The following is a 19,447-nucleotide window of genomic DNA, read 5'->3' as shown; positions in this document are numbered from 1 at the left end:
GACGCACCTTTGCGTTACCAGCCCCCAATGGGGCCGGAGGCCATGCAAGTTGCGCAGGATAGCGGCAATCGAGCCCCTGTGGAGCCAACATTTGGTTACGACGAAAAATTTAAGAAAAAAGTGCCTCCAGCGCCACAGTGGCATGCCTGACAAGCTATGAATTGATGAGCATATTTCATAGTCCAGGCACCCACGGGTTTACCCGATGGCTGCGCCCGTGGCCACCGGGTACGGCGCAAACCGGCTGCGGTTTTCGTTCACATCCAGCGCCCGCCCGATGGGCGGAAACGCGCGCTGCGGGCAGGCGTCGCGCTCGCACACCTTGCAGCCCATGCCGATCGGTACGGCGGCCTCGGGGCGTGCCAAGTCCAGCCCGCGCGAGTACACCAGCTGCGGCGCGTGGCGGATGTCGCAGCCCAGCGCCACCGAGAACTCCTTGCCCGGCACACCCCACCCGCCCCCGCTGCGCGACACAGTGCGCGCCACCCACAGGTACGCCCGCCCGTCCGGCATGCGCGCCACCTGCGGCACGATGCGGCCTGGCTGGGCAAAGGCCTCGTACACGTTCCACAGCGGGCAGGTGCCGCCGATCTTGCTGAAGTGGAAATGTGTGGCCGACTGCCGCTTGCTGATGTTGCCCGCACGGTCCACGCGGACGAAGAAGAAGGGCACACCCCGCGCACTGGGCCGCTGCAGGGTGGACAGGCGGTGGCACACGGTCTCGAAGCCGACTCCAAACTGCTGGCCCAACCGGTCGATGTCGTAGTGGTGCCCCTCGGCCGCCTGCAAAAAGGCGGTGTAGGGCAATACCAGCGCCCCCGCAAAGTAGTTGGCCAGGCCAATGCGCGCCAGCGCGCGGGCCTGGTCGCTGGACAAACCCGCGCCAGCGGCCAGGCGTTGCAGCTCGGCGCCCTGCTCCAGAAACGCCAGCTGCGTCGCCATCTGAAACGCGCGCTGCCCCCGCTCCAGCCCGGCCGCGAGCTGCAGCACGCCGGTTTCGGACTGGAACACGCGCTGTGCCTGCCCCGGCAGGTCGGCCACGTCCACCACCCGCACGCCATGGGCGGCCAACAGGCGCTGGGCCAGCGCCTCGTCCGCACGGCCGGGCAGCAGCCCCCAGTCGGCAGCGCACTGCTCCGCAGCGTCGTCCAGCTCGGCAATGTGGTTCTGGCGCGCGAAGAAGAAGTCGCGCACTTCTTCATAGGCCATGGGCGGGTGGTGGGCCACGGCACCCTCCCCGTCCCGGTCATTGCCCAGGGCGGCCAGGCGTTCGAGCGCCTGGCGGTGCCGCTGGTGCAGCGCAAGCAGCGTGCGCGCCACGGCGGGCATACCGGCGGCCAGCTCGCGGATTTCGGCGAGCGACACGGCATCGCCCGCGCCCTCGCCGCCCACACCCGCCGGCAGGTCGGCCAGCACCTCGCGCAGGCCGGTGATGAGGCGAGCCTCGTCGTCGTCGGAGAACCGCTGCACATCCACGCCAAACACGGCGTTGATCTTGAGCAGCACCGGAACGGTGAGCGGGCGCTGGTTCTGCTCCAGCTGGTTCAGGTAGCTGGCCGACAGGTCCAGCGCACGCGCCAGCGCCACCTGGGTCATACCGCGTTCTTCGCGCAGGCGGCGCAGGCGCACGCCCATGAAGGTTTTTTTCATCGTTTCTTTCGCTCTGGGGTCGTGCCATTCGTTCGCAAAACCAACCTGTAAATAATTCGCAAACTTTGCAAATTGTAGGCACCACCTTTGCAATCATTCGCCAATTTAGACCTTACACAGGGGCGCCATTGTGCGTAAATTGCGAAGCATGACAACCCCTCAAGGCACCGTCGAGCTGACGGAAATCGTCTTCCCTGCCGAAGCCAACCATTACGGCACGCTGTTTGGCGGCAACGCCCTGCAGCTCATGGCCAAGGCGGCGTTTCTGGCGGCACGCGGTGCCGCAGCGCGCGACGTGGTGATGGCGGGCGTGACCGATGTGCGTTTTCTGGCCCCGGTGCCCGTGGGCCATGTGCTCACGCTGCGCGCCTGGGTCAGCCGTATCGGACGCAGCTCGCTCACCGTGTGTGTGAACGGCCTGGCCGCCACGCTGGGCTCGCCGCAAGAGGCCGTGCTGCAGGGGGTTTTCGACATGGTGGCCGTGGACGCCAAAGGCCGTCCTACACCCATCGCCAACGCTTATGTGAACCAGGAGGAGACCCCATGACAACCCCCACCACCGTTGAAACGCCAGGCTTCAAGCCCAAGAAATCCGTGGCCCTATCCGGCGTGACGGCGGGCAACACCGCCCTGTGCACCGTGGGCCGCACGGGCAACGACCTGCACTACCGGGGCTACGACATCCTGGACATTGCCGAGGTCTGCGAGTTTGAAGAAATCGCCCACCTGCTGGTGCACGGCAAGCTGCCCACACGTGCCGAGCTGCGCGCTTACAAGGCCAAGCTCAAGGCCCTGCGAGGCCTGCCGCTGTCGGTCAAGCAGGCGCTGGAGCAACTGCCCGCCGCCAGCCACCCCATGGACGTGATGCGCACGGGGGTCTCGGCCCTGGGCTGTGCGCTGCCCGAAAAGGACGACCACAACCTGCCCGGCGCACGCGACATTGCCGACCGGTTGATGGCATCACTGGGCTCCATGCTTCTCTACTGGTACCACTGGGCCAGCTCAGGCCGTCGCATCGAAGTAGAAACAGACGACGACTCCATCGGCGCGCACTTTTTGCACCTGCTGCATGGCACCCCGCCCAGTGCGGCCTGGGAGCGCGCCATGCACACCTCGCTCAACCTCTATGCCGAGCACGAGTTCAATGCCTCCACCTTCACAGCCCGCGTGGTGGCCGGCACGGGCAGCGACATGTATTCGGCGATCACCGGCGCCATCGGCGCGCTGCGTGGCCCCAAGCACGGCGGCGCGAACGAGGTGGCCTTCGAGATCCAGAAGCGCTACGACAGCCCCGACGAGGCCGAGGCTGACATCCGCCGTCGCGTGGAGGCCAAGGAGGTCGTGATCGGCTTCGGCCACCCGGTCTACACCGTGAGCGACCCGCGCAACGTCATCATCAAGGGCGTAGCGCGCAGCCTGTCGCACGAGGCGGGCAGCACCAAAATGTTCGATATTGCCGAGCGGCTGGAATCGGTGATGTGGGAGGTGAAAAAGATGTTCCCCAACCTCGACTGGTTTAGCGCCGTGAGCTACCACATGATGGGCGTGCCCACCGCCATGTTCACGCCGCTGTTCGTCATTGCACGCACCAGCGGCTGGGCGGCACACATCATTGAGCAGCGCATCGACAACAAGATCATCCGGCCGAGCGCGAACTACACCGGGCCCGAAGACCTGGCGTTTGTGCCCATTCAAGACCGCAAGTAAAAAACAACGCCCCCAGCCCCACGCTCATGAACACCTTGTATCGCAATCCACTGCCCGGCACGCAGCTCAACTACTTCGACGCCCGCGCCGCTGTCGAGGCCCTTCAACCCGGCGCCTGGGCCACCCTGCCCTACACCGCCCGCGTCCACGCCGAAAACATCGTGCGCCGCGCCGACCCGGCCACCGTCAACGACTGCCTGCGCCAGCTCATCGAGCGCAAACGCGACCGCGACTTCCCTTGGTACCCCGCACGCGTGGTGTGCCACGACATCCTGGGCCAGACCGCATTGGTGGACCTGGCGGGCCTGCGCGATGCGATTGCCAAGGAGGGCGGCGACCCGGCCCAGGTGAACCCCGTGGTGCCGGTGCAGCTCATCGTGGACCATTCGCTGGCCGTGGAATGTGGCGGGTTCGACCCCGAGGCATTTACCAAGAACCGCGCCATCGAAGACCGCCGCAACGAAGACCGCTTTCACTTCATCGAGTGGACGAAAAAAGCCTTTGCCAACGTGGATGTGATCCCGGCGGGGAACGGGATCATGCACCAGATCAATCTGGAAAAAATGTCGCCCGTGGTCCATGCCGACCGAGGTGTGGCCTACCCCGACACCTGCGTAGGCACCGACAGCCACACCCCGCATGTGGATGCGCTGGGCGTGATCGCCATCGGCGTGGGCGGCCTGGAGGCCGAGAACGTGATGCTGGGCCGCGCATCGATGATGCGGCTGCCCGAGATCGTGGGCGTGGAGCTGACCGGCCAGCGCCAGGACGGCATCACCGCCACCGACGTGGTGCTGGCGCTGACCGAGTTCTTGCGCAAGGCCAAGGTGGTGGGCGCGTACCTGGAGTTCTTTGGCGAAGGCGCCGCCAAGCTCACCATTGGCGACCGCGCCACCATCTCCAACATGGCGCCGGAATATGGCGCCACGGCGGCGCTGTTCAGCATCGACCAGCAGACGCTGGACTACCTGCGGCTGACCGGCCGCGAGGCCAGCCAGGTCAAGCTGGTCGAGACCTATGCCCAAGCCGCAGGTTTGTGGGCCGATGCGCTCGCGGGCGCCGTGTACGACCGCACCCTGCGCTTTGACCTGTCTACCGTTGTGCGCAACCTGGCTGGCCCCTCCAAACCGCACGCGCGCGTGGCCACCTCAGACCTGGCCGCCCGGGGCATTGCAGGCCCCTGGGCTATGCCCTCGCCGGGCGAAGGCACGATGCCCGATGGCGCCGTGGTCATCGCCGCCATCACCAGCTGCACCAACACAAGCAACCCGCGCAACGTGATCGCGGCCGCGCTGCTCGCGCGCAACGCGCATCGGCGGGGCCTCACGCGCAAGCCCTGGGTCAAGACCTCGCTCGCACCCGGCTCCAAGGCGGTGGAGCTGTATCTGAAAGAAGCCGGTCTGCTGACCGACCTGGAGGCGTTGGGCTTTGGCATCGTCGCCTTTGCCTGCACCACCTGCAACGGCATGAGCGGTGCGCTGGACCCTGCCATCCAGCAAGAGATCATCGACCGCGACCTGTACGCCACGGCAGTGCTCTCGGGCAACCGCAACTTTGACGGGCGCATCCACCCGTACGCCAAGCAGGCGTTTCTGGCCTCGCCGCCGCTGGTGGTGGCCTATGCGATTGCGGGCACGGTGCGGTTTGATATTGAAAAGGATGTGCTGGCGGTGGTGGATGGCCAGCCTATCCGGCTCAAGGACCTGTGGCCCAGCGATGCTGAAATCGACACGGTGGTGAAGGCCGCCGTACAACCCGCACACTACCGCGCCGTGTACGAGCCCATGTTTGCCCTGCGGCAAGACGATGGCCCGCGCGTGTCGCCCCAGTACGACTGGCGCCCACAGTCCACCTACATCCGCCGCCCGCCCTACTGGGACACCGAAGGCGTTGGCGCGCTGGCCGCCCACCCGCGCACCCTGCAGGGCATGCGCCCGCTGGCCATCCTGCCCGACAACATCACCACCGACCACCTCTCGCCGTCCAACGCCATCCTGCCCGGCAGCGCGGCGGGCGAATACCTGGCCCGCATGGGCGTGCCGGAGGAGGACTTCAACTCTTACGCCACCCACCGGGGCGACCACCTCACCGCCCTGCGCGCCACCTTTGCCAACCCGCAGCTGGTCAACGAGATGGCCGTGATCGATGGCAAGGTCCAGAAAGGATCGCTGGCCCGCGTGGAGCCCGAGGGCCAGGTGATGCGCATGTGGGAGGCCATCGAAACCTACCTGCGCCGCCGCCAGCCGCTCCTCATCATTGCGGGCGCCGACTACGGCCAGGGCTCCAGCCGCGACTGGGCCGCCAAGGGTGTGCGGCTGGCGGGGGTGGAGGTGGTGGTGGCCGAGGGCTTCGAGCGCATCCACCGCACCAACCTGATTGGCATGGGGGTGCTGCCGCTGGAGTTTGGGGTGGGTGTCAACCGCACCACGCTGGGGCTGGATGGGACGGAGGTGTATGGCGTGGAGGGAGACATGCAACCCCGCGCCGAACTCAGCCTGGTCATCCGCCGCAAAAATGGCGAGGTCACCCGGGTGCCCATGACATGCCGCCTGGACACGGCCGAAGAGGTCTCGATCTACCAGGCGGGCGGCGTGCTGCAGCGCTTTGCGCAAGACTTTCTTGCCAAGAACACAGAACAAAAACAGGCTCTGGAGCACGCCTAGTAAGCGCCATACGCTATCAAATTTGATATTCCCCTATGAGCATCTCCCCCGCACCACAGATCCGCATCCCCGCCACCTACCTGCGCGGCGGCACCAGCAAGGGCGTGTTCTTCTGCCTGGACGACCTGCCCGCCCCCGCCCAGCAACCTGGCCCGGCGCGCGACGCGCTGCTGCTGCGCGTGCTGGGCAGCCCCGACCCGTATGGCAAGCAGATCGACGGCATGGGCAATGCGTCGTCGAGCACCAGCAAAGGGGTGATTCTGTCGCGCAGCACGCGGCCAGGGCACGACGTGGACTACCTGTTTGGCCAGGTGTCCATCGATCAGCCCTTCGTGGACTGGAGCGGCAACTGCGGCAACCTCTCGGCGGCGGTGGGGCCCTGCGCCATCCACATGGGGCTGATCGATGCGGCGCGCCTTCCGCAAGACGGCACCTTTCCGGTTCGCGTCTGGCAGGCCAACATCGGAAAGACCATCGTGGCGCATGTGCCCATGGCCCACGGACAGGTGCAGGAGACGGGCGACTTCGAGCTGGACGGCGTGACCTTTGCTGCGGCCGAGGTGGCGCTGGAGTTCATGGACCCGGCGGACGATGGGGAAGAAGGCGGCGCGATGTTCCCCACCGGCAATGTGGTGGACACGCTCGAAGTACCCGGCGTCGGCAGCTTTGCCGCCACGCTGATCAACGCGGGCATCCCCACCATTTTTCTCAACGCCCAGGAGCTGGGCTACACCGGCACCGAGCTGCAACGCGCGATCAATGGCGATGCGGCGGCACTCGCACGCTTCGAGGCCATCCGCGCCCACGGCGCCTTGCGCATGGGGCTGATCCAGCAACTGAGCGAGGCCGCCACCCGCCAGCACACGCCCAAGATCGCGTTCGTCGCGCCGCCTGCGAGCTACATAGCCTCCAGCGGCAAACCCATCGATGCCAAAGACATCGATCTGCTGGTGCGCGCGATCTCCATGGGCCAACTGCACCACGCCATGATGGGCACGGCGGCGGTGGCCATTGGCACGGCAGCAGCCATCCCCGGCACGCTGGTCAACCTGGCGGCAGGCGGTGGCGTGCGCAGCAGCGTGCGGTTTGGCCACCCCTCGGGCATCCTGCGCGTGGGGGCCGAAGCAGCACAAATCAACGGCCAGTGGAAGGTGACCAAGGCCCTCATGAGCCGCAGCGCCCGCATCCTGATGGAAGGCTGGGTGCGTGTGCCTGCGGACACTTTTAAAGCAAAAATGGCCTGAAGCGCTCGTGATTCATTCGCCAGCAGCTATCAAATATATAGCTACTCAATTCACCAACCACAACATGAATACCAAACAACAACTCAAGACGCTGGCCCAGGCCCGCCGGGGCGTCATCGTGCCCGGCGCCTTCAACGCGCTCTCGGCCCGCGTGGTGGCCGACCTGGGCTTTAAAGCCCTTTACGTGACCGGTGCAGGCGTGACCAACATGTGGTTCGGCCTTCCCGACCAGGCCTTCATGGGCCTCACCGACATCGCCGACCACACGGCGCGCATTCGCGACGCAGTGGACCTGCCACTCATCGTCGATGCCGACACCGGCTTTGGCAACGCGCTCAACACCTACCACGCGGTGAGGGTGCTGGAGCGCGCGGGGGCGGATTGCATCCAGCTCGAAGACCAGGTCAGCCCCAAGCGCTGTGGGCATTTCAACGGCAAGGAGGTGATTGCCACCGACGAGATGCTGGGCAAGATCAAGGCGGCCGTGGACGCACGCCGCGACGCAGGCACCCTCATCCTGGCCCGCACCGACGCCTGCGCCACCCAGGGCTTCGAGGCCGCCGTGGAGCGCGCCCGGCGGTTTGAGGAGGCTGGCGCCGACATCCTGTTTGTCGAAGCTGTCACCACCCTCGACGAGATCCACGCCCTGCCCCAGCGGCTGGCAGCGCCGCAGCTGATGAACATGGTGATTGGCGGCAAGACCCCCATCACCAGCGCCGAAGAACTGGCCACCCTGGGCTATGGCCTAGTGCTGTACGCCAACGCGGCGCTGCAGGGCGCGGTGGCAGGCATGCAAAAGGCGCTGACGGTGCTGCGCGACCACCAGCGCATCAACGAAGACCCCGCCCTGGTGGCACCCTTTGCCGAACGCCAGCGGCTGGTGCGCAAGGCCGACTGGGATGCGCTGGAGGCCAAGTACGCCAGCGGCAGGCCATAGCGTCGCAAACGGTGCGAATGGCTTGGACGGATTGAACCAAGCAAACACCTGTCTCGTTTTTGCATTCGAGACAGCACAAGCGGTTGGCGCGGAGCACAATGGGTGAATCCGCCACACCGTGCACGCCGCCTGATGCAAAGCATTTCTTCACTGAACCTGGCGAACTTGTTGCTGGACGCCGTCTGCGTCGTTCAAACAGACAGCACGATCGTGTTTGTCAGTGCCGCGTTCGAACGCATCTTTGGATACAAGCCCGAGGAAGTCATTGGCAAGCGCATGCTGGACATGGTGCACCCCGATGACCTGCCCGCCACGCAACGCCAGGCCCAGAGCGTGACCCAGGGCGAGCTGCAGCTGCAGTTTGAAAACCGCTATGTGCGCAAGGACGGCTCTATCGCCCACATTCGCTGGACGGCACGCTGGTTGCCCGACAGGCAAGTCCGGCTGGCCGTGGCCCATGACATCACGGAGCGCAAGGCCGCAGAGTCGATGAAGGCGGTGATCTACGCCATCTCCGAAGCCGCGCACACCACGCACAACCTGCATGCGCTGTTCCAGCACATTCATCAGATCGTGGGCGGGCTGTTGCCTGCCACCAATTTTGCGGTGGCTCTGTATGACGCGCTGAGCGACCGACTCAGCTTTCCGTACCACGTCAACGAATACCTGCCTGCACCCGCGACCATGGCCCTGGCCGACGACGCCCGCTATGCCGAGGTGATCCGCGGCGGTGCCACCCTGCTGCTGACGCCGGATGCGCCCATGGCACACGCCCTTGGTGGCGAGCACCAACCCTTGTACTGGCTGGGCGTACCCCTGCAGACGCAGCGCGGGCCGCTGGGCGCGCTGGTGCTGCAAAGCTATACCGAGCAAGGCCGCTACACCGACAAGGACAAGGAGCTGCTGCAGTTCGTCTCCACCCAGGTGGCGGCCGCCATTGAACGCAAACAGATGTATGAGCGCCTGGAGCACATGGCGCAGTACGACCAGCTCACGCACCTGCCCAACCGCCAGCTGTTTCTGGACCGGCTCAAGACCGCCCTGGCCCGCGCGCGGCGCGAGCAGACGCTGCTGTCGCTGCTGTTCATTGACTTGGACCGCTTCAAGGAAGTGAACGACACGCTGGGCCACGCCATGGGCGACCTGCTGCTGCAGCGGGTGGCACAGCGGCTGCTCGAATGCGTGCGTGCGTCCGACACCGTGGCGCGATTGGGAGGCGACGAATTTGTGGTGCTGCTCGAAGGCGGCCAGGCCCGCGAGCATGCGAGTGCAGCGGCCCACAAGATCCTCGCGGCCTTTGGGCAGGACTTTGACCTGGAAGGCCAGCGCCTGTACATCCAGCCCAGCATCGGGGTGGCCATCTACCCCGAGCATGGCGGCGAAGAACACCGCCTGCTGGGCCATGCCGACGAGGCCATGTACCTGTCCAAGCGCAACGGCGGCAACCAGGTGCGGGTGGCGCTGGCGCCCCTTTACTCCTGATACGCCTGAAACTCCCGACGCACAGGGCCCCAACCGTGCAGCCGCCGTCCACGCCCGCGAGTAGCGCCTCTTTCAACGGGCAGCCCCAAGGTGTCAAAGCCGTCATGCTGCAGCTCGCCGTGCGCTTGGGCCTGACTGCCGTGGCCGTGCCAGTGGCGCTCGCGGTGACGCTGCTGCTCTATCCGGTGTGGTCATGGCTGGAGCGCACCACGGGCATCGAAAGCGTGGGCCACAGCGGGCCCGCCGGTTGGTGCTACCTGGCAGTCTGGGTGCCGATGGCTGCAGCCCTGCTTCTGCCTCCGCTGTGGAGGCTGGTGCTGGCACTTTGGCGTGGAGTTGAAGGCCCCGCGAACACCCCGCGCTGAGCGCCATGTGCAGGCGCCGAGGGCAACAACCAACCAGCCCCTGTCTCTGTGCATCCCTGGAACGCAGAGACTTAATCACCAGCGCCTTAGGGGTTCTTGAGCGCAGGCCGGTCGCCCCCAGCGGATCGTCGCACAATGCGGCCTTGCATCCGCAGGCCCTCGGCCGGATGCTCCGGCCCCTCTCCCGGCCCCTTCATCCCACCCGGCGCGCAGCGCCGCACACCCATGCTCTACAACGCCCTGAAGCTTGTCCATGTCTTGTCCATCATCGTGTGGGTGGGGGGCATGGTGTTCGCCCATTTCTTTTTGCGCCCCGCCGCGCAGTCGCTGGAGCCGCCGCAGCGCGTGCGGCTTATGCATGACGTGCTGCAGCGCTTTTTTGCGGTCGTCACTGCCGCCGTGGTGCTGGTGCTGGGTAGCGGCCTGTGGATGATCGGCCGCGCGGCCAAGCAGGCTGTGCAGACGGGCGGCGTGTTCTCCATGCCGCTGGACTGGACCATCATGGCCACGCTGGGCCTGGTGATGATCGCCATCTTTGGCCATATCCGCTTTGCACTGTTCCGGCGCCTGCAGCGTGCCGTAGCGGCCTCAGACTGGCCCAGCGGCGCCAAGGCCCTGGGCAGCATCCGCAGCTGGGTGGGCGTGAACCTGGCGCTGGGTGTGGTGATCGTTGTGGTCACCCTGCTGGTCTAGCACCACCTGGCCCTCGCTCGCATTTCGTATTGATTGGATGGGCACGCAGGCTGCCGCCCCGCGCGGTAGTGCATACCGCGTGGCCCCAGGAGTTTTGACGTTGTTCCGTTTTTTCGAAAGCCGACTTCCCCCCTACCCCGCTGCCGAGCCGCACTTGCCGCCCAAGGCCTTCTTGGCCTTTGTGTGGGACTGCACCCGGGGCCTGCGGGGCTACGTGGCCGCCATGGCAGGCCTGTCTGCAGCCATTGCCGTTTACGAGGCTCTGCTTTTTGCGGTGCTGGGCGTGGTGGTGGACTGGATCGCCACCTCTGCGTCTCCGGGCACGCTGTGGGCCGAACGCAAAGCGGCGCTGATCGGCATCACCACGCTGCTGCTGGCGTCGGTGGTGCTGGTCGCCTGGCAGACCAGCATCAAGCACCAGGTGCTGGCCATCAACTTTCCGCTGCGCCTGCGCTGGAACTTCCACCGCCTGATGCTGGGACAGAGCATGGCGTTCTATGCCGACGAGTTTGCGGGCCGCATCACCACCAAGATCATGCAGACCGCGCTGGCCGTGCGCGACATGATCTTCACCACCACCGACGTGGTGATCGGCATGGGCATCTACCTGGTCACCATCCTCGTGCTGCTGGCTGGATTTGACGCGCGGCTGCTGCTGCCCTTTGCCGCTTGGATGGTGGCCTATGGCCTGGCTTGCTGGTACTTTGTGCCGCGCCTGGGCCAGGTGGGCAAGCAGCAGGCCGATGCGCGCTCGGTGATGACCGGACGCATCACCGATGCCTATACCAACATTGCCACCGTCAAGCTCTTCTCGCACACGCGGCGCGAATCCGAATTTGCACGCGCGGCGATGGATGCCTTCAAGCTCACCGGCTACGCGCAAATGCGGCTGGTGAGCCTGTTCGAGATCGTCAACCAGCTGCTGGTGGTGGCCATGATTCTCGGCGCCTGCGGCACCGCCCTGTGGCTGTGGTCTGCGGGCGAGGTGGGTGCGGGCGCCGTGGCCGCCGTCACGGCCATGACGCTGCGCGTGTCGGGCCACGCCCACTGGGTGATGTGGGAGATGACCACCATGTTTGAGAGCGTGGGCACCATCCAGGACGGCATCAACACGCTGACCCGACCACGCACCGTGGTGGATGCCCCCGATGCCAAACCCCTGGTCGTGACCCGGGGCGAGGTGCGCTTTGAGGACATGAGCTTTGCCTACGGCAGCGGCCCCGATGCGCGCCCGGTCATCGACCGCCTCAACCTCACCATCCGCCCCGGCGAAAAGATTGGCCTCATTGGCCGCTCGGGCGCAGGCAAGTCCACGCTGGTCAACCTGCTGCTGCGCTTTCATGATGTGCAGTCCGGCCGCATCCTCATCGACGGACAGGACATTGCGCAGGTCACCCAGGACAGCCTGCGCCGCCACATCGGCATGGTCACGCAAGACACCTCGCTGCTGCACCGGTCCATGCGCGACAACATCCTGTACGGCCGCCCCGATGCCAGCGAGGCCGACCTGCACCAGGCCGCCGAGCGTGCCGAAGCGGCCGACTTCATCGCCACCCTCACCGACTTGCAGGGCCGCACCGGCTACGACGCCCATGTGGGCGAGCGCGGCGTGAAGCTCTCGGGCGGCCAGCGCCAGCGTGTGGCCATTGCACGCGTGATGCTGAAAGACGCGCCCATCCTGCTGCTGGACGAAGCCACCAGCGCGCTCGACTCCGAGGTGGAAGCCGCGATCCAGCAAAGCCTGGACGGCCTGATGAAAGGCAAGACCGTGATCGCCATCGCCCACCGCCTGTCCACCATCGCCGCCATGGACCGCCTCATCGTGATGGACGGGGGCCGCATTGTGGAAGAAGGCACGCACGCCCAGCTGCTGGGCCAGGGCGGCGTGTATGCCCGCCTGTGGGGGCACCAGAGCGGTGGGTTCCTGGGCGAATCTGAAGAGGACTGAGCCCGCAAAGGCAGACAGGCCACCAGCCACATGGGCGACACGCTGTCGCGCACGCGGCTGTGCCGCGGGTGTGTTGTCCCTACGGTGGCGGGTTTCAACCACCGGATGGAATCGCACCGATGATCAAAGTCACCGCCGTCTACCGCTGGCGTGAAGGCGCCACCTTCAACCACGACTACTACCACTCCGAGCACATGCGCATCGCCCGCGCGGCGCTGCAGCCACTGGGCCTCGTGCGGCTGGAAAGCGACCGCGTTCTCTACCCCGGCGAGCCGCGCCCGGGCCAGATCGTGGCGCTGACCAACGCGTTCTTCAGTGACCTGAAGCAGGCCCAGACGGCCGCCAAAGCGACGATGGCAGAGCTGTCGGCCGACATCCCCAACTACACCAACATCCAGCCCGATTCGTACTTTGCGCAGGCGTTGGAGCACTCTGTCACCACCTGACGGCCTCGTGGGTTTGCGGTGGGCGACCCACCCCTACCCACGTTCACGCAAGGCCTTGAACAGCAGGCCCAGGCACACGCCCATGCCCAGCAAGGGGATGGCCGCCAGCACCGCCACCACGGCACGCGCCAGGGGCGACCAGTCAAAGTCGCGCGCCGTGCGCCACGCGCCCAGCGCGGCGATCAGGCCCAGCACCAGCATGCCCATGCGGAAGCTGGCTCCGGGTTTGAAGAAAGCCATCAGCAATGCCCCGTTGGCCACGCCAATGCACAGTGCCGCGTGGCCCAAGTGCCATGCAAACGTGGAGGTGGAGCGTCCATAGCGGGCATCTTCATGGGCATCGCCCTCGTCGTCCTCATCGCTGCGATGCGTCGGGCCTGTGCGGCTGCGCGATGGGCTGGGCGCCGGCGAACGCGTAGTCTGTGGCTCTGGCGGCCTGGCTGTACCTGGGGACGGCGGGGCGCCATCGCCCCGCCCCCACTCGCCTGCGGACAGACCCGCCGCTGCCGCTGCGCCCCCCACCCGCGCGGCGGCCCCACCAGGAGCCTGAAGATTCGGGGCGAGTCCACGCTCTTGCAGCACGCCGCGCAGCCGCCCGGGCTCGCGCAGCGCCATCACCAGCGCCCGCACGGGCCCTTGCTCCTGCGGTTTGATGCGCAGGTCGGCCACCTGCATGGTGGTGCCCCGTGTGTTGGCCAGCATGAACAGCGCCTTGGCCACCAGCGCGTCCTTGGGGCCGCCCTTACCGCTTTCGATAAAGGTTCCCAGGTTGTAGGTGGCGTCGGCGTGGCCCGCCTCGGCCGCCTGGGCATACCAGGCGCGGGCCTGGGCCAGGTTCACGGGGCCGCCATAGCGGCCATGCTCGTCGCTGGTGCCCAGGTGGAACGCGGCGTGCGGATCGCCCTCGCGGGCGTACCAGCCCGGCAGGTCGCGCAGAGGGTTGCCAATCCACACCAGGGGTGCTGCGGCACCGGGTGCGGACGAATCCGCGGCCATGGGCGCCAGGCTGAGGCCGCCGGGCAACTCTGGCGCTTGCTGGGCCTGCTCCTTTTGCTGCGCCCGCTGCCGCTGCGTTTGCGCGGCGGCGTTCCACTTGGCGGCCTGCTGCGCGTCCGCCGGCCCGCCCCAGCCGCGCTCGAACATCACGGCCAACAGGCGTTTGGCGGGTTCATGGTCCCAGTCTGCAGCGCGCTGGCACCAGGAGCGCGCGTTCTCGTAGTTGGGCTGCTCCCATCCGATCACGGTCTCCAGCGCCTGCAGAAAGGCTGCCACCTCGTGGCCCTGGGCCGCTGCGGGCTCCAGGGCGTCGGCCGCTTCAATGCGCTTGCGCGAGTACAAGGCCAGTTGCTCGCTGCGGGCCACAGCGTCATCGACTGCCTTGCGCTCTTCGTCCACGATCTGCAGCAGTGGCTCGCCCGGCGCGGCCTTCAGCCGGGCCATCAGAGCCTGAACGCGGGCCTTGGCCTTGTCCGGAAAGCGCTCGTGGAAGGCTTGGGCGTCCTTGCGGGTCTCCGCATCGTGCGCCCCCATGAGCTGCAGTGCAGCCGCCAGGTCAAAGTGCCTGCGCTGGCCCATGGTGCCAAAACGCAGGGCCCGACCCAGCGCATACAGCGCATGGGGGTTGCCCCGCGCTGCCCAGCGCCGGTACTCGGCCCAGGCTTTGGCGTCATCGCCCGCCTGGCGCGCACGGACCGCATGGCGCACCTGCAAGTCGGGCTCCTCAGGGGCGTCGCCATTGGCCAGATAGTGCACGCCACTTTGTGGGTCATACAGATTCAGGCCCAGGCGGGCCGCCTGCTCCCAGCCATCGTCAAACGGCGGACCCCAATCCGGAAAGCGGGTGTTGATGCCCACGCCGAAGGTCGGGTCGGTGATGTCAGGACCACCGAGGTAAATGTCCCAGAACCCGGCAAAGCGCTGTTCGACGGCCCGGGCCCAAGCAGTGAATTGGGGGTTCATCGGCACCTGGGGGCCGGCCTCCACGCGCTCGTACTGCGCGTCCGCCTCGGCCTTGGTGGCTGGCCAGGGCCAATCAGCGGGCTTCTCCCAGATCTGGATGGTGTAACTCATGGCTCCCTTCCTCGGATGCCGCTCGGAATGCGGCTTGTTGTTTGTGTTGACGCTCGTCAAGTGCGAGCAAATTCTAGAAGCGCCCTCCGCCAGCCTGCATCGCGGCACCTCTCTGTTTTGTCCAGTGATGTGCCAGCACCACACCCGGATATCTGCTGCTGTTTTTGAGTAAAAATGGGCTGTAGCGCCCATACTCTATGTGCCAATAGCTCTTTTTTTTATAGCAAACCATGTCCCAGCCACCCCTTTCTGTCATGGCCCTTGCGATGCCTGTGCCCACCGGCGAGCAGCTCAAGGCCGCGCGCGTTGCAGCCGGGCTCAGCCAGGCGCAAGCTGCCGAACTCATGGGCTACCCACTGCAGACCGGCAGCCGGGGCGGCGTGCAGTCGCGCACCTGGCAGGCGCTGGAGAGCATGACCGACGAGCGCAACATGCAGGGACCCGTGTTTGCGATGTTTCTGTTGCTCACCGGACAGCATCCCGATCTCGTGCTCGCACATCGCTCGCCATCGACGGACGCCCCCGCGAGCGCGCCAGCGCCCTACCCGCAATAAAAAAGGCGGAACGGCCCAAAGGCAGTTCCGCCAAGTCTCTACAGGAAGAAAACAGGATCGGCCGGGCGATCAGTCCACCTTGATATTGGCCGCCTTGATGACCTGCGCCCATTTGTCCACTTCAGCCTTCTGGAACGTGGCGATCTGGGCCACGCTCATGTCGGCAGGCTCCATGCCAAAACCTTTGAGGCGGGTTTGCATGTCGGGCTGGGCGAGGATCTTGCGGATCTCGTCGTGCAGGCGGCTCACCACCGGGGTGGGCGTGCCCGCCGGCACAAAGATGGCCTGCCAGGACTGCACCTCAAAGTCCTTGAGTTCGGCCACGCCGGACTCCGCCACCGTGGGCACGTCGGGCATGGAGGCCAGGCGCTTGGGCGACGTGACGGCAATGGCGCGCAGCTTGCCGCTCTGGATGTGCGGTGCGGCCACCACGGTGGTATCGAACATCATGTCCACCTGGCCGCTGATCACGTCCTGGATGGCGGGGCCGCTGCCCTTGTAGGGGATGTGCGTGAACTTCACGCCCGACTTGTAGGCCAGCAGTTCCACCGCCAGATGCTGCGAGCTGCCCGTGCCAGCGGACGCAGACGACAGGCCGCCCTGCTTGCCCTTGGCGGCCGTCAGCACGTCCTTCAGGGTTTTATAAGGGCTGTTGGCCGACACCACCAGCACCACCGGGTTGGTGCCGATCAGCGTGACGGGGCTGAACGACTTGATGGGGTCGTAACCCAGCTTGGGGTACAGGCTGATGTTGATGGCATGCGAGCTGACCGTGCCACCCAGCAGAGTGAAGCCATCCGGGGCCGAGCGCGCGGCGGCCTCCGAACCGATGCTGCCTGCCGCACCGCCCTTGTTCTCCACCACCACCGTGGTGCCCAGGGCTGTGCCCAGTTGCTGGCCGATCAGACGGGCCAGGGTGTCGGTGGTGCCACCGGCGGCAAAGGGCACCACGTAGCTGATGGCTTTGCCGGTGGGCCAGGTGGTCTGGGCCATGGCGGGCAGCGCCATCAGCGCGCCTGCAGCTGCCAGCGCTGCGGATTGGACCAGGGTTCTGCGTTGCATGTGTTTGTCTCCTAGGGGTAATGCAAAAAGGGGCGCTCTCAGGGCATGTCGACGATCTCGATCCAGTTGGGGTTCTTGCCCACTGGAACGCGGGTGGGTGCGCCGGGCAGACCCGTGGCTGCGTCGATCGGGTGCAGGGCGACGTGGTGTGAATCCTGCCCCGCGGCAATCAGGAAGCGACCCGATGCGTCCACCGCAAAACCGCGCGGGGTCTTTTCGGTGGGCACCTGCCCCAGCGGTTGCAGCTGCCCCGTGGCGGCATCGACGCGAAATGCGCTCAGCGTGCTGGACGTGCGCTCCGACGCATACAGCGTGCGGCCGTCGGGCGACAGGTGAATGTCGGCGGCCCAGGGCTTGCCGGTAAAACCTGCTGGCAATGTGGTGGTGCGCTGCAGCGGGCGCAGGGTGCCGCGCTCCTTGTCGTAGGCCATCACATGCACGGCTGCATCCAGTTCGTCCAACAGGTACAGGTGGCGCTGGTCGTGGCTCCAGACAAAGTGGCGGGGGCCGGATTTTTCGGGAGCCACGGGGGTCAATGCGGGCTCGTGGGCAGCGAGCTTGCCCGTCTCGGCATCGAACTTCCAGGCCGACAGGTGGTCGCCACCCAGGCTGGTAGCAAAGACATAGCGGTTGGCTGCGTCCGCGTGGATGGCGTGCGCGTTGGGCGCGGTGGGGATGAGTTGCTGCACCGCTCCCACGACACCGTCCTTGCCAATGCTATTGACCGTGATCTTGTGTCCGGGGTAGGAGGCTGCGAACAGCCAGCGCCCGGTGGCGTCGGTGTCGATATTGGCCATGCTGTCGGCCAACGGCGCCTCGCCCAGCTTGCGCAGCTTGCCACTCACCGGGTCAATGGCCAGGCTGACCACCCGAAACGGCTGCGAGCGCAATGCCACGTAGAGCACGCGCTTGTCCGGGCTGACGGCCATGGGCATGGCCGCGCCGCCCAGTGCCGTGGTGTCCACGGGCTTGAGCGTCCCGGCGGCGCGGTCCAGCTCCAGCACCGACACATCCTGGCTGTCTGCATTGGCCACGTACACCCAGGTGGCTGCCTGTACCGCCTGTACGCCCAGCGCGGTTGCGACGGCCAGCATCACGGGCGCGACGCGGTGATGGATACGAAATGGGATGGTCATGCTCGGTCCCCTGGTAGTGCCTTCGACTGGACTGTGACTCTGAAGCGCGCCCGTCAGTGAGGTTGTTGTGGTTCTGTTGCCCCCCGGAGACGCCATTCGCAGGGCGTTCCATTGCTTCAGCATCGCGTGATTGTGATATGTCGTCATACAACAAGGAATGCATTCTGACCCATCTTCAGCGCTGACAGAGAAAGGGATTACCCGAGGTCACGCACAACCTAGAAACACCCGACAGTCAACAATATCTGGATTTTTTTGGACCAGAAATCTCAGTACAAACCCTGAAATCCACCTAAACATGCACTGAATGGTACCGGCATGGATTGCATATTTTTCGATCTAGTTGTACGATGACTAACAACACAAACACACGGAGACATTCCATGAGCCTGCAACGTCGCGCAATTCTTCTGGCCTGCACTGCCGCTCTGGCGGCAGCTTCTGCCACGGCCCAGACCGCTGAATGGCCTGCCAAGACACTGCGCATCGTGGTGCCCTACCCACCAGGCGGCAGCTCTGACATCATTGCGCGCTCGATCAGCCAGGCGCTGTCCGAATCGCTCAAGCAGAGCGTGATCGTCGAGAACAAGCCCGGCGCCAATGGCAACCTGGGTGCCGACTTTGTGGCCAAAGCCGAGCCCGATGGCTACACCATGCTGCTGTGTGATGTGGGCGCGCTGGCGATCAGCCCCTCGGTCTACACCAAGCTGTCTTTCGACCCCTCCAAAGACCTGCGCGGTGTGACCATGCTGGCCTACTCGCCCCACCTGCTGGTGGTGCACCCCTCGGTGCCGGTCAACAATCTCAAGGAGCTGATCGCCTACTCCAAGAAGAACGAGCTGAACTTTGCCGTGACGGCCACCGGCAGCGCGCCCCATCTGGCGGGCGTGGCGCTGGAGCGCGCCAGCGGCGCACGCTGGCAGTACATCCCCTACAAGGGCGGCGTCACCGCAATTCAGGACACCGTGGCGGGCCAGACCCAGGTGCTGATGAACGGCATGCTGGCCACCCTGCCCCAGGTACAAAACGGCAAGCTCAAGGTGCTGGGCGTTTCCAAGTCCACCCGCATGCCGCTGATCGGTGACGTGCCCACGATTGCCGAGCAAGGTGTGGCCGGCTACGAGTCCGGCACCTGGCAAGGCGTGCTGCTGCCACGCGGCACACCCGATGCAGTCGTGCAAAAGCTGAACAAGGCGCTCATCACTGCCATCCGCGCACCCGAGATCCGCTCGCGCCTGGCCGGCCAGGGCGCCGAAGTGGTGACCATGACCTCCACCGAACAGGACCAGTTCTTCGCCAAGGAACGCGCGCGCTGGGCCAGCGTGGTGAAGGCCGCCAACATCAAGCTCGACTGAGCGCCACAGACACCCGTTTCATTCACCATCCTCTCCCGCTGCAATGACCATGACCCCGCAAGAACTCAAAACCATCATGGGCTCCGGCCTGCTCTCGTTCCCCATCACCGACTTCGACGAGCAGGGCAACTTCCG

16 protein-coding genes are annotated in these 19,447 nt (G+C 65.9%); 12 read left to right on the top strand and 4 right to left on the bottom strand.

The window, feature by feature from the left end; genetic code table 11:
* Positions 1 to 198: 198 nt before the first annotated feature.
* Positions 199 to 1,650, bottom strand: a complete 1,452-nt coding sequence (locus ACT531_RS04535; RefSeq protein WP_476016637.1) for a short-chain fatty acyl-CoA regulator family protein — start codon at positions 1,648 to 1,650, stop codon at positions 199 to 201.
* A 148-nt stretch (positions 1,651 to 1,798) separates the two neighbouring features.
* Between ACT531_RS04535 and ACT531_RS04530 the strand changes: the two genes are divergently transcribed.
* From ACT531_RS04530 to ACT531_RS04485, 10 genes are all read left to right on the top strand, one after another.
* On the top strand, positions 1,799 to 2,197 hold the full coding sequence (locus ACT531_RS04530; protein WP_309824075.1) for an acyl-CoA thioesterase: 399 nt from the start codon (positions 1,799 to 1,801) through the stop codon (positions 2,195 to 2,197).
* Entirely contained in the window at positions 2,194 to 3,357 is a 1,164-nt protein-coding gene (prpC, locus tag ACT531_RS04525) for a bifunctional 2-methylcitrate synthase/citrate synthase (RefSeq protein WP_476016636.1), read from the top strand. Before ACT531_RS04530 ends, prpC begins: the two co-directional genes overlap by 4 nt.
* Before the next feature lie 26 nt (positions 3,358 to 3,383).
* Complete coding sequence (gene acnD / locus ACT531_RS04520) at positions 3,384 to 6,020, top strand: Fe/S-dependent 2-methylisocitrate dehydratase AcnD (RefSeq protein WP_476016635.1); 2,637 nt, start codon at positions 3,384 to 3,386, stop codon at positions 6,018 to 6,020.
* A 41-nt stretch (positions 6,021 to 6,061) separates the two neighbouring features.
* Complete coding sequence (prpF, locus tag ACT531_RS04515; RefSeq protein ID WP_476016987.1) at positions 6,062 to 7,264, top strand: 2-methylaconitate cis-trans isomerase PrpF; 1,203 nt, start codon at positions 6,062 to 6,064, stop codon at positions 7,262 to 7,264.
* 64 nt (positions 7,265 to 7,328) lie between these two features.
* The gene (locus ACT531_RS04510; RefSeq protein ID WP_476016634.1) at positions 7,329 to 8,201 is read left to right on the top strand and encodes an isocitrate lyase/PEP mutase family protein; all 873 of its coding nucleotides are present in this window, start codon (positions 7,329 to 7,331) and stop codon (positions 8,199 to 8,201) included.
* A 132-nt stretch (positions 8,202 to 8,333) separates the two neighbouring features.
* The gene (locus ACT531_RS04505; RefSeq protein ID WP_476016633.1) at positions 8,334 to 9,683 is read left to right on the top strand and encodes a sensor domain-containing protein; all 1,350 of its coding nucleotides are present in this window, start codon (positions 8,334 to 8,336) and stop codon (positions 9,681 to 9,683) included.
* Between the two features lie 104 nt (positions 9,684 to 9,787).
* Positions 9,788 to 10,048 (top strand): hypothetical protein, encoded by a 261-nt coding sequence (locus ACT531_RS04500; protein ID WP_343736550.1) that lies wholly within the window; start codon positions 9,788 to 9,790, stop codon positions 10,046 to 10,048.
* Between the two features lie 225 nt (positions 10,049 to 10,273).
* Positions 10,274 to 10,741, top strand: coding sequence for a CopD family protein (locus tag ACT531_RS04495; protein ID WP_476016632.1), 468 nt, complete (start codon positions 10,274 to 10,276; stop codon positions 10,739 to 10,741).
* Positions 10,742 to 10,841: 100 nt separating this feature from the next.
* Positions 10,842 to 12,689, top strand: a complete 1,848-nt coding sequence (locus ACT531_RS04490; RefSeq protein WP_476016631.1) for an ABC transporter ATP-binding protein — start codon at positions 10,842 to 10,844, stop codon at positions 12,687 to 12,689.
* Between the two features lie 119 nt (positions 12,690 to 12,808).
* Positions 12,809 to 13,135: an EthD family reductase gene (locus ACT531_RS04485; protein WP_476016630.1), complete on the top strand. Its 327-nt coding sequence runs from the start codon at positions 12,809 to 12,811 to the stop codon at positions 13,133 to 13,135.
* Between the two features lie 33 nt (positions 13,136 to 13,168).
* Here ACT531_RS04485 and ACT531_RS04480 read toward each other — a convergent pair whose 3' ends face one another.
* Positions 13,169 to 15,205 carry a tetratricopeptide repeat protein gene (locus tag ACT531_RS04480; RefSeq protein WP_476016629.1) on the bottom strand — a complete coding sequence of 679 codons (2,037 nt, stop codon included), beginning with the start codon at positions 15,203 to 15,205 and terminating at the stop codon, positions 13,169 to 13,171.
* A 230-nt stretch (positions 15,206 to 15,435) separates the two neighbouring features.
* On the opposite strand from ACT531_RS04480, the gene ACT531_RS04475 reads away from it, so the two are divergent.
* Positions 15,436 to 15,759 (top strand): helix-turn-helix domain-containing protein, encoded by a 324-nt coding sequence (locus ACT531_RS04475; protein WP_476016628.1) that lies wholly within the window; start codon positions 15,436 to 15,438, stop codon positions 15,757 to 15,759.
* Between the two features lie 69 nt (positions 15,760 to 15,828).
* On the opposite strand, the gene ACT531_RS04470 is transcribed toward ACT531_RS04475, so the two are convergent.
* On the bottom strand, positions 15,829 to 16,821 hold the full coding sequence (locus ACT531_RS04470) for a Bug family tripartite tricarboxylate transporter substrate binding protein (protein WP_056644750.1): 993 nt from the start codon (positions 16,819 to 16,821) through the stop codon (positions 15,829 to 15,831).
* A 38-nt stretch (positions 16,822 to 16,859) separates the two neighbouring features.
* On the bottom strand, positions 16,860 to 17,957 hold the full coding sequence (locus tag ACT531_RS04465; protein WP_476016627.1) for a lactonase family protein: 1,098 nt from the start codon (positions 17,955 to 17,957) through the stop codon (positions 16,860 to 16,862).
* A gap of 383 nt (positions 17,958 to 18,340) precedes the next feature.
* On the opposite strand from ACT531_RS04465, the gene ACT531_RS04460 reads away from it, so the two are divergent.
* Positions 18,341 to 19,312 (top strand): Bug family tripartite tricarboxylate transporter substrate binding protein, encoded by a 972-nt coding sequence (locus tag ACT531_RS04460; protein ID WP_056062533.1) that lies wholly within the window; start codon positions 18,341 to 18,343, stop codon positions 19,310 to 19,312.
* Positions 19,313 to 19,447: the final 135 nt, after the last annotated feature.

The sequence above is a fragment of the Acidovorax sp. DMC1 genome (genome assembly GCF_056314325.1).
The sequence above is the reverse complement of the archived record's forward strand: the minus strand, read 5'-3'. Positions and strand labels throughout refer to the sequence as shown.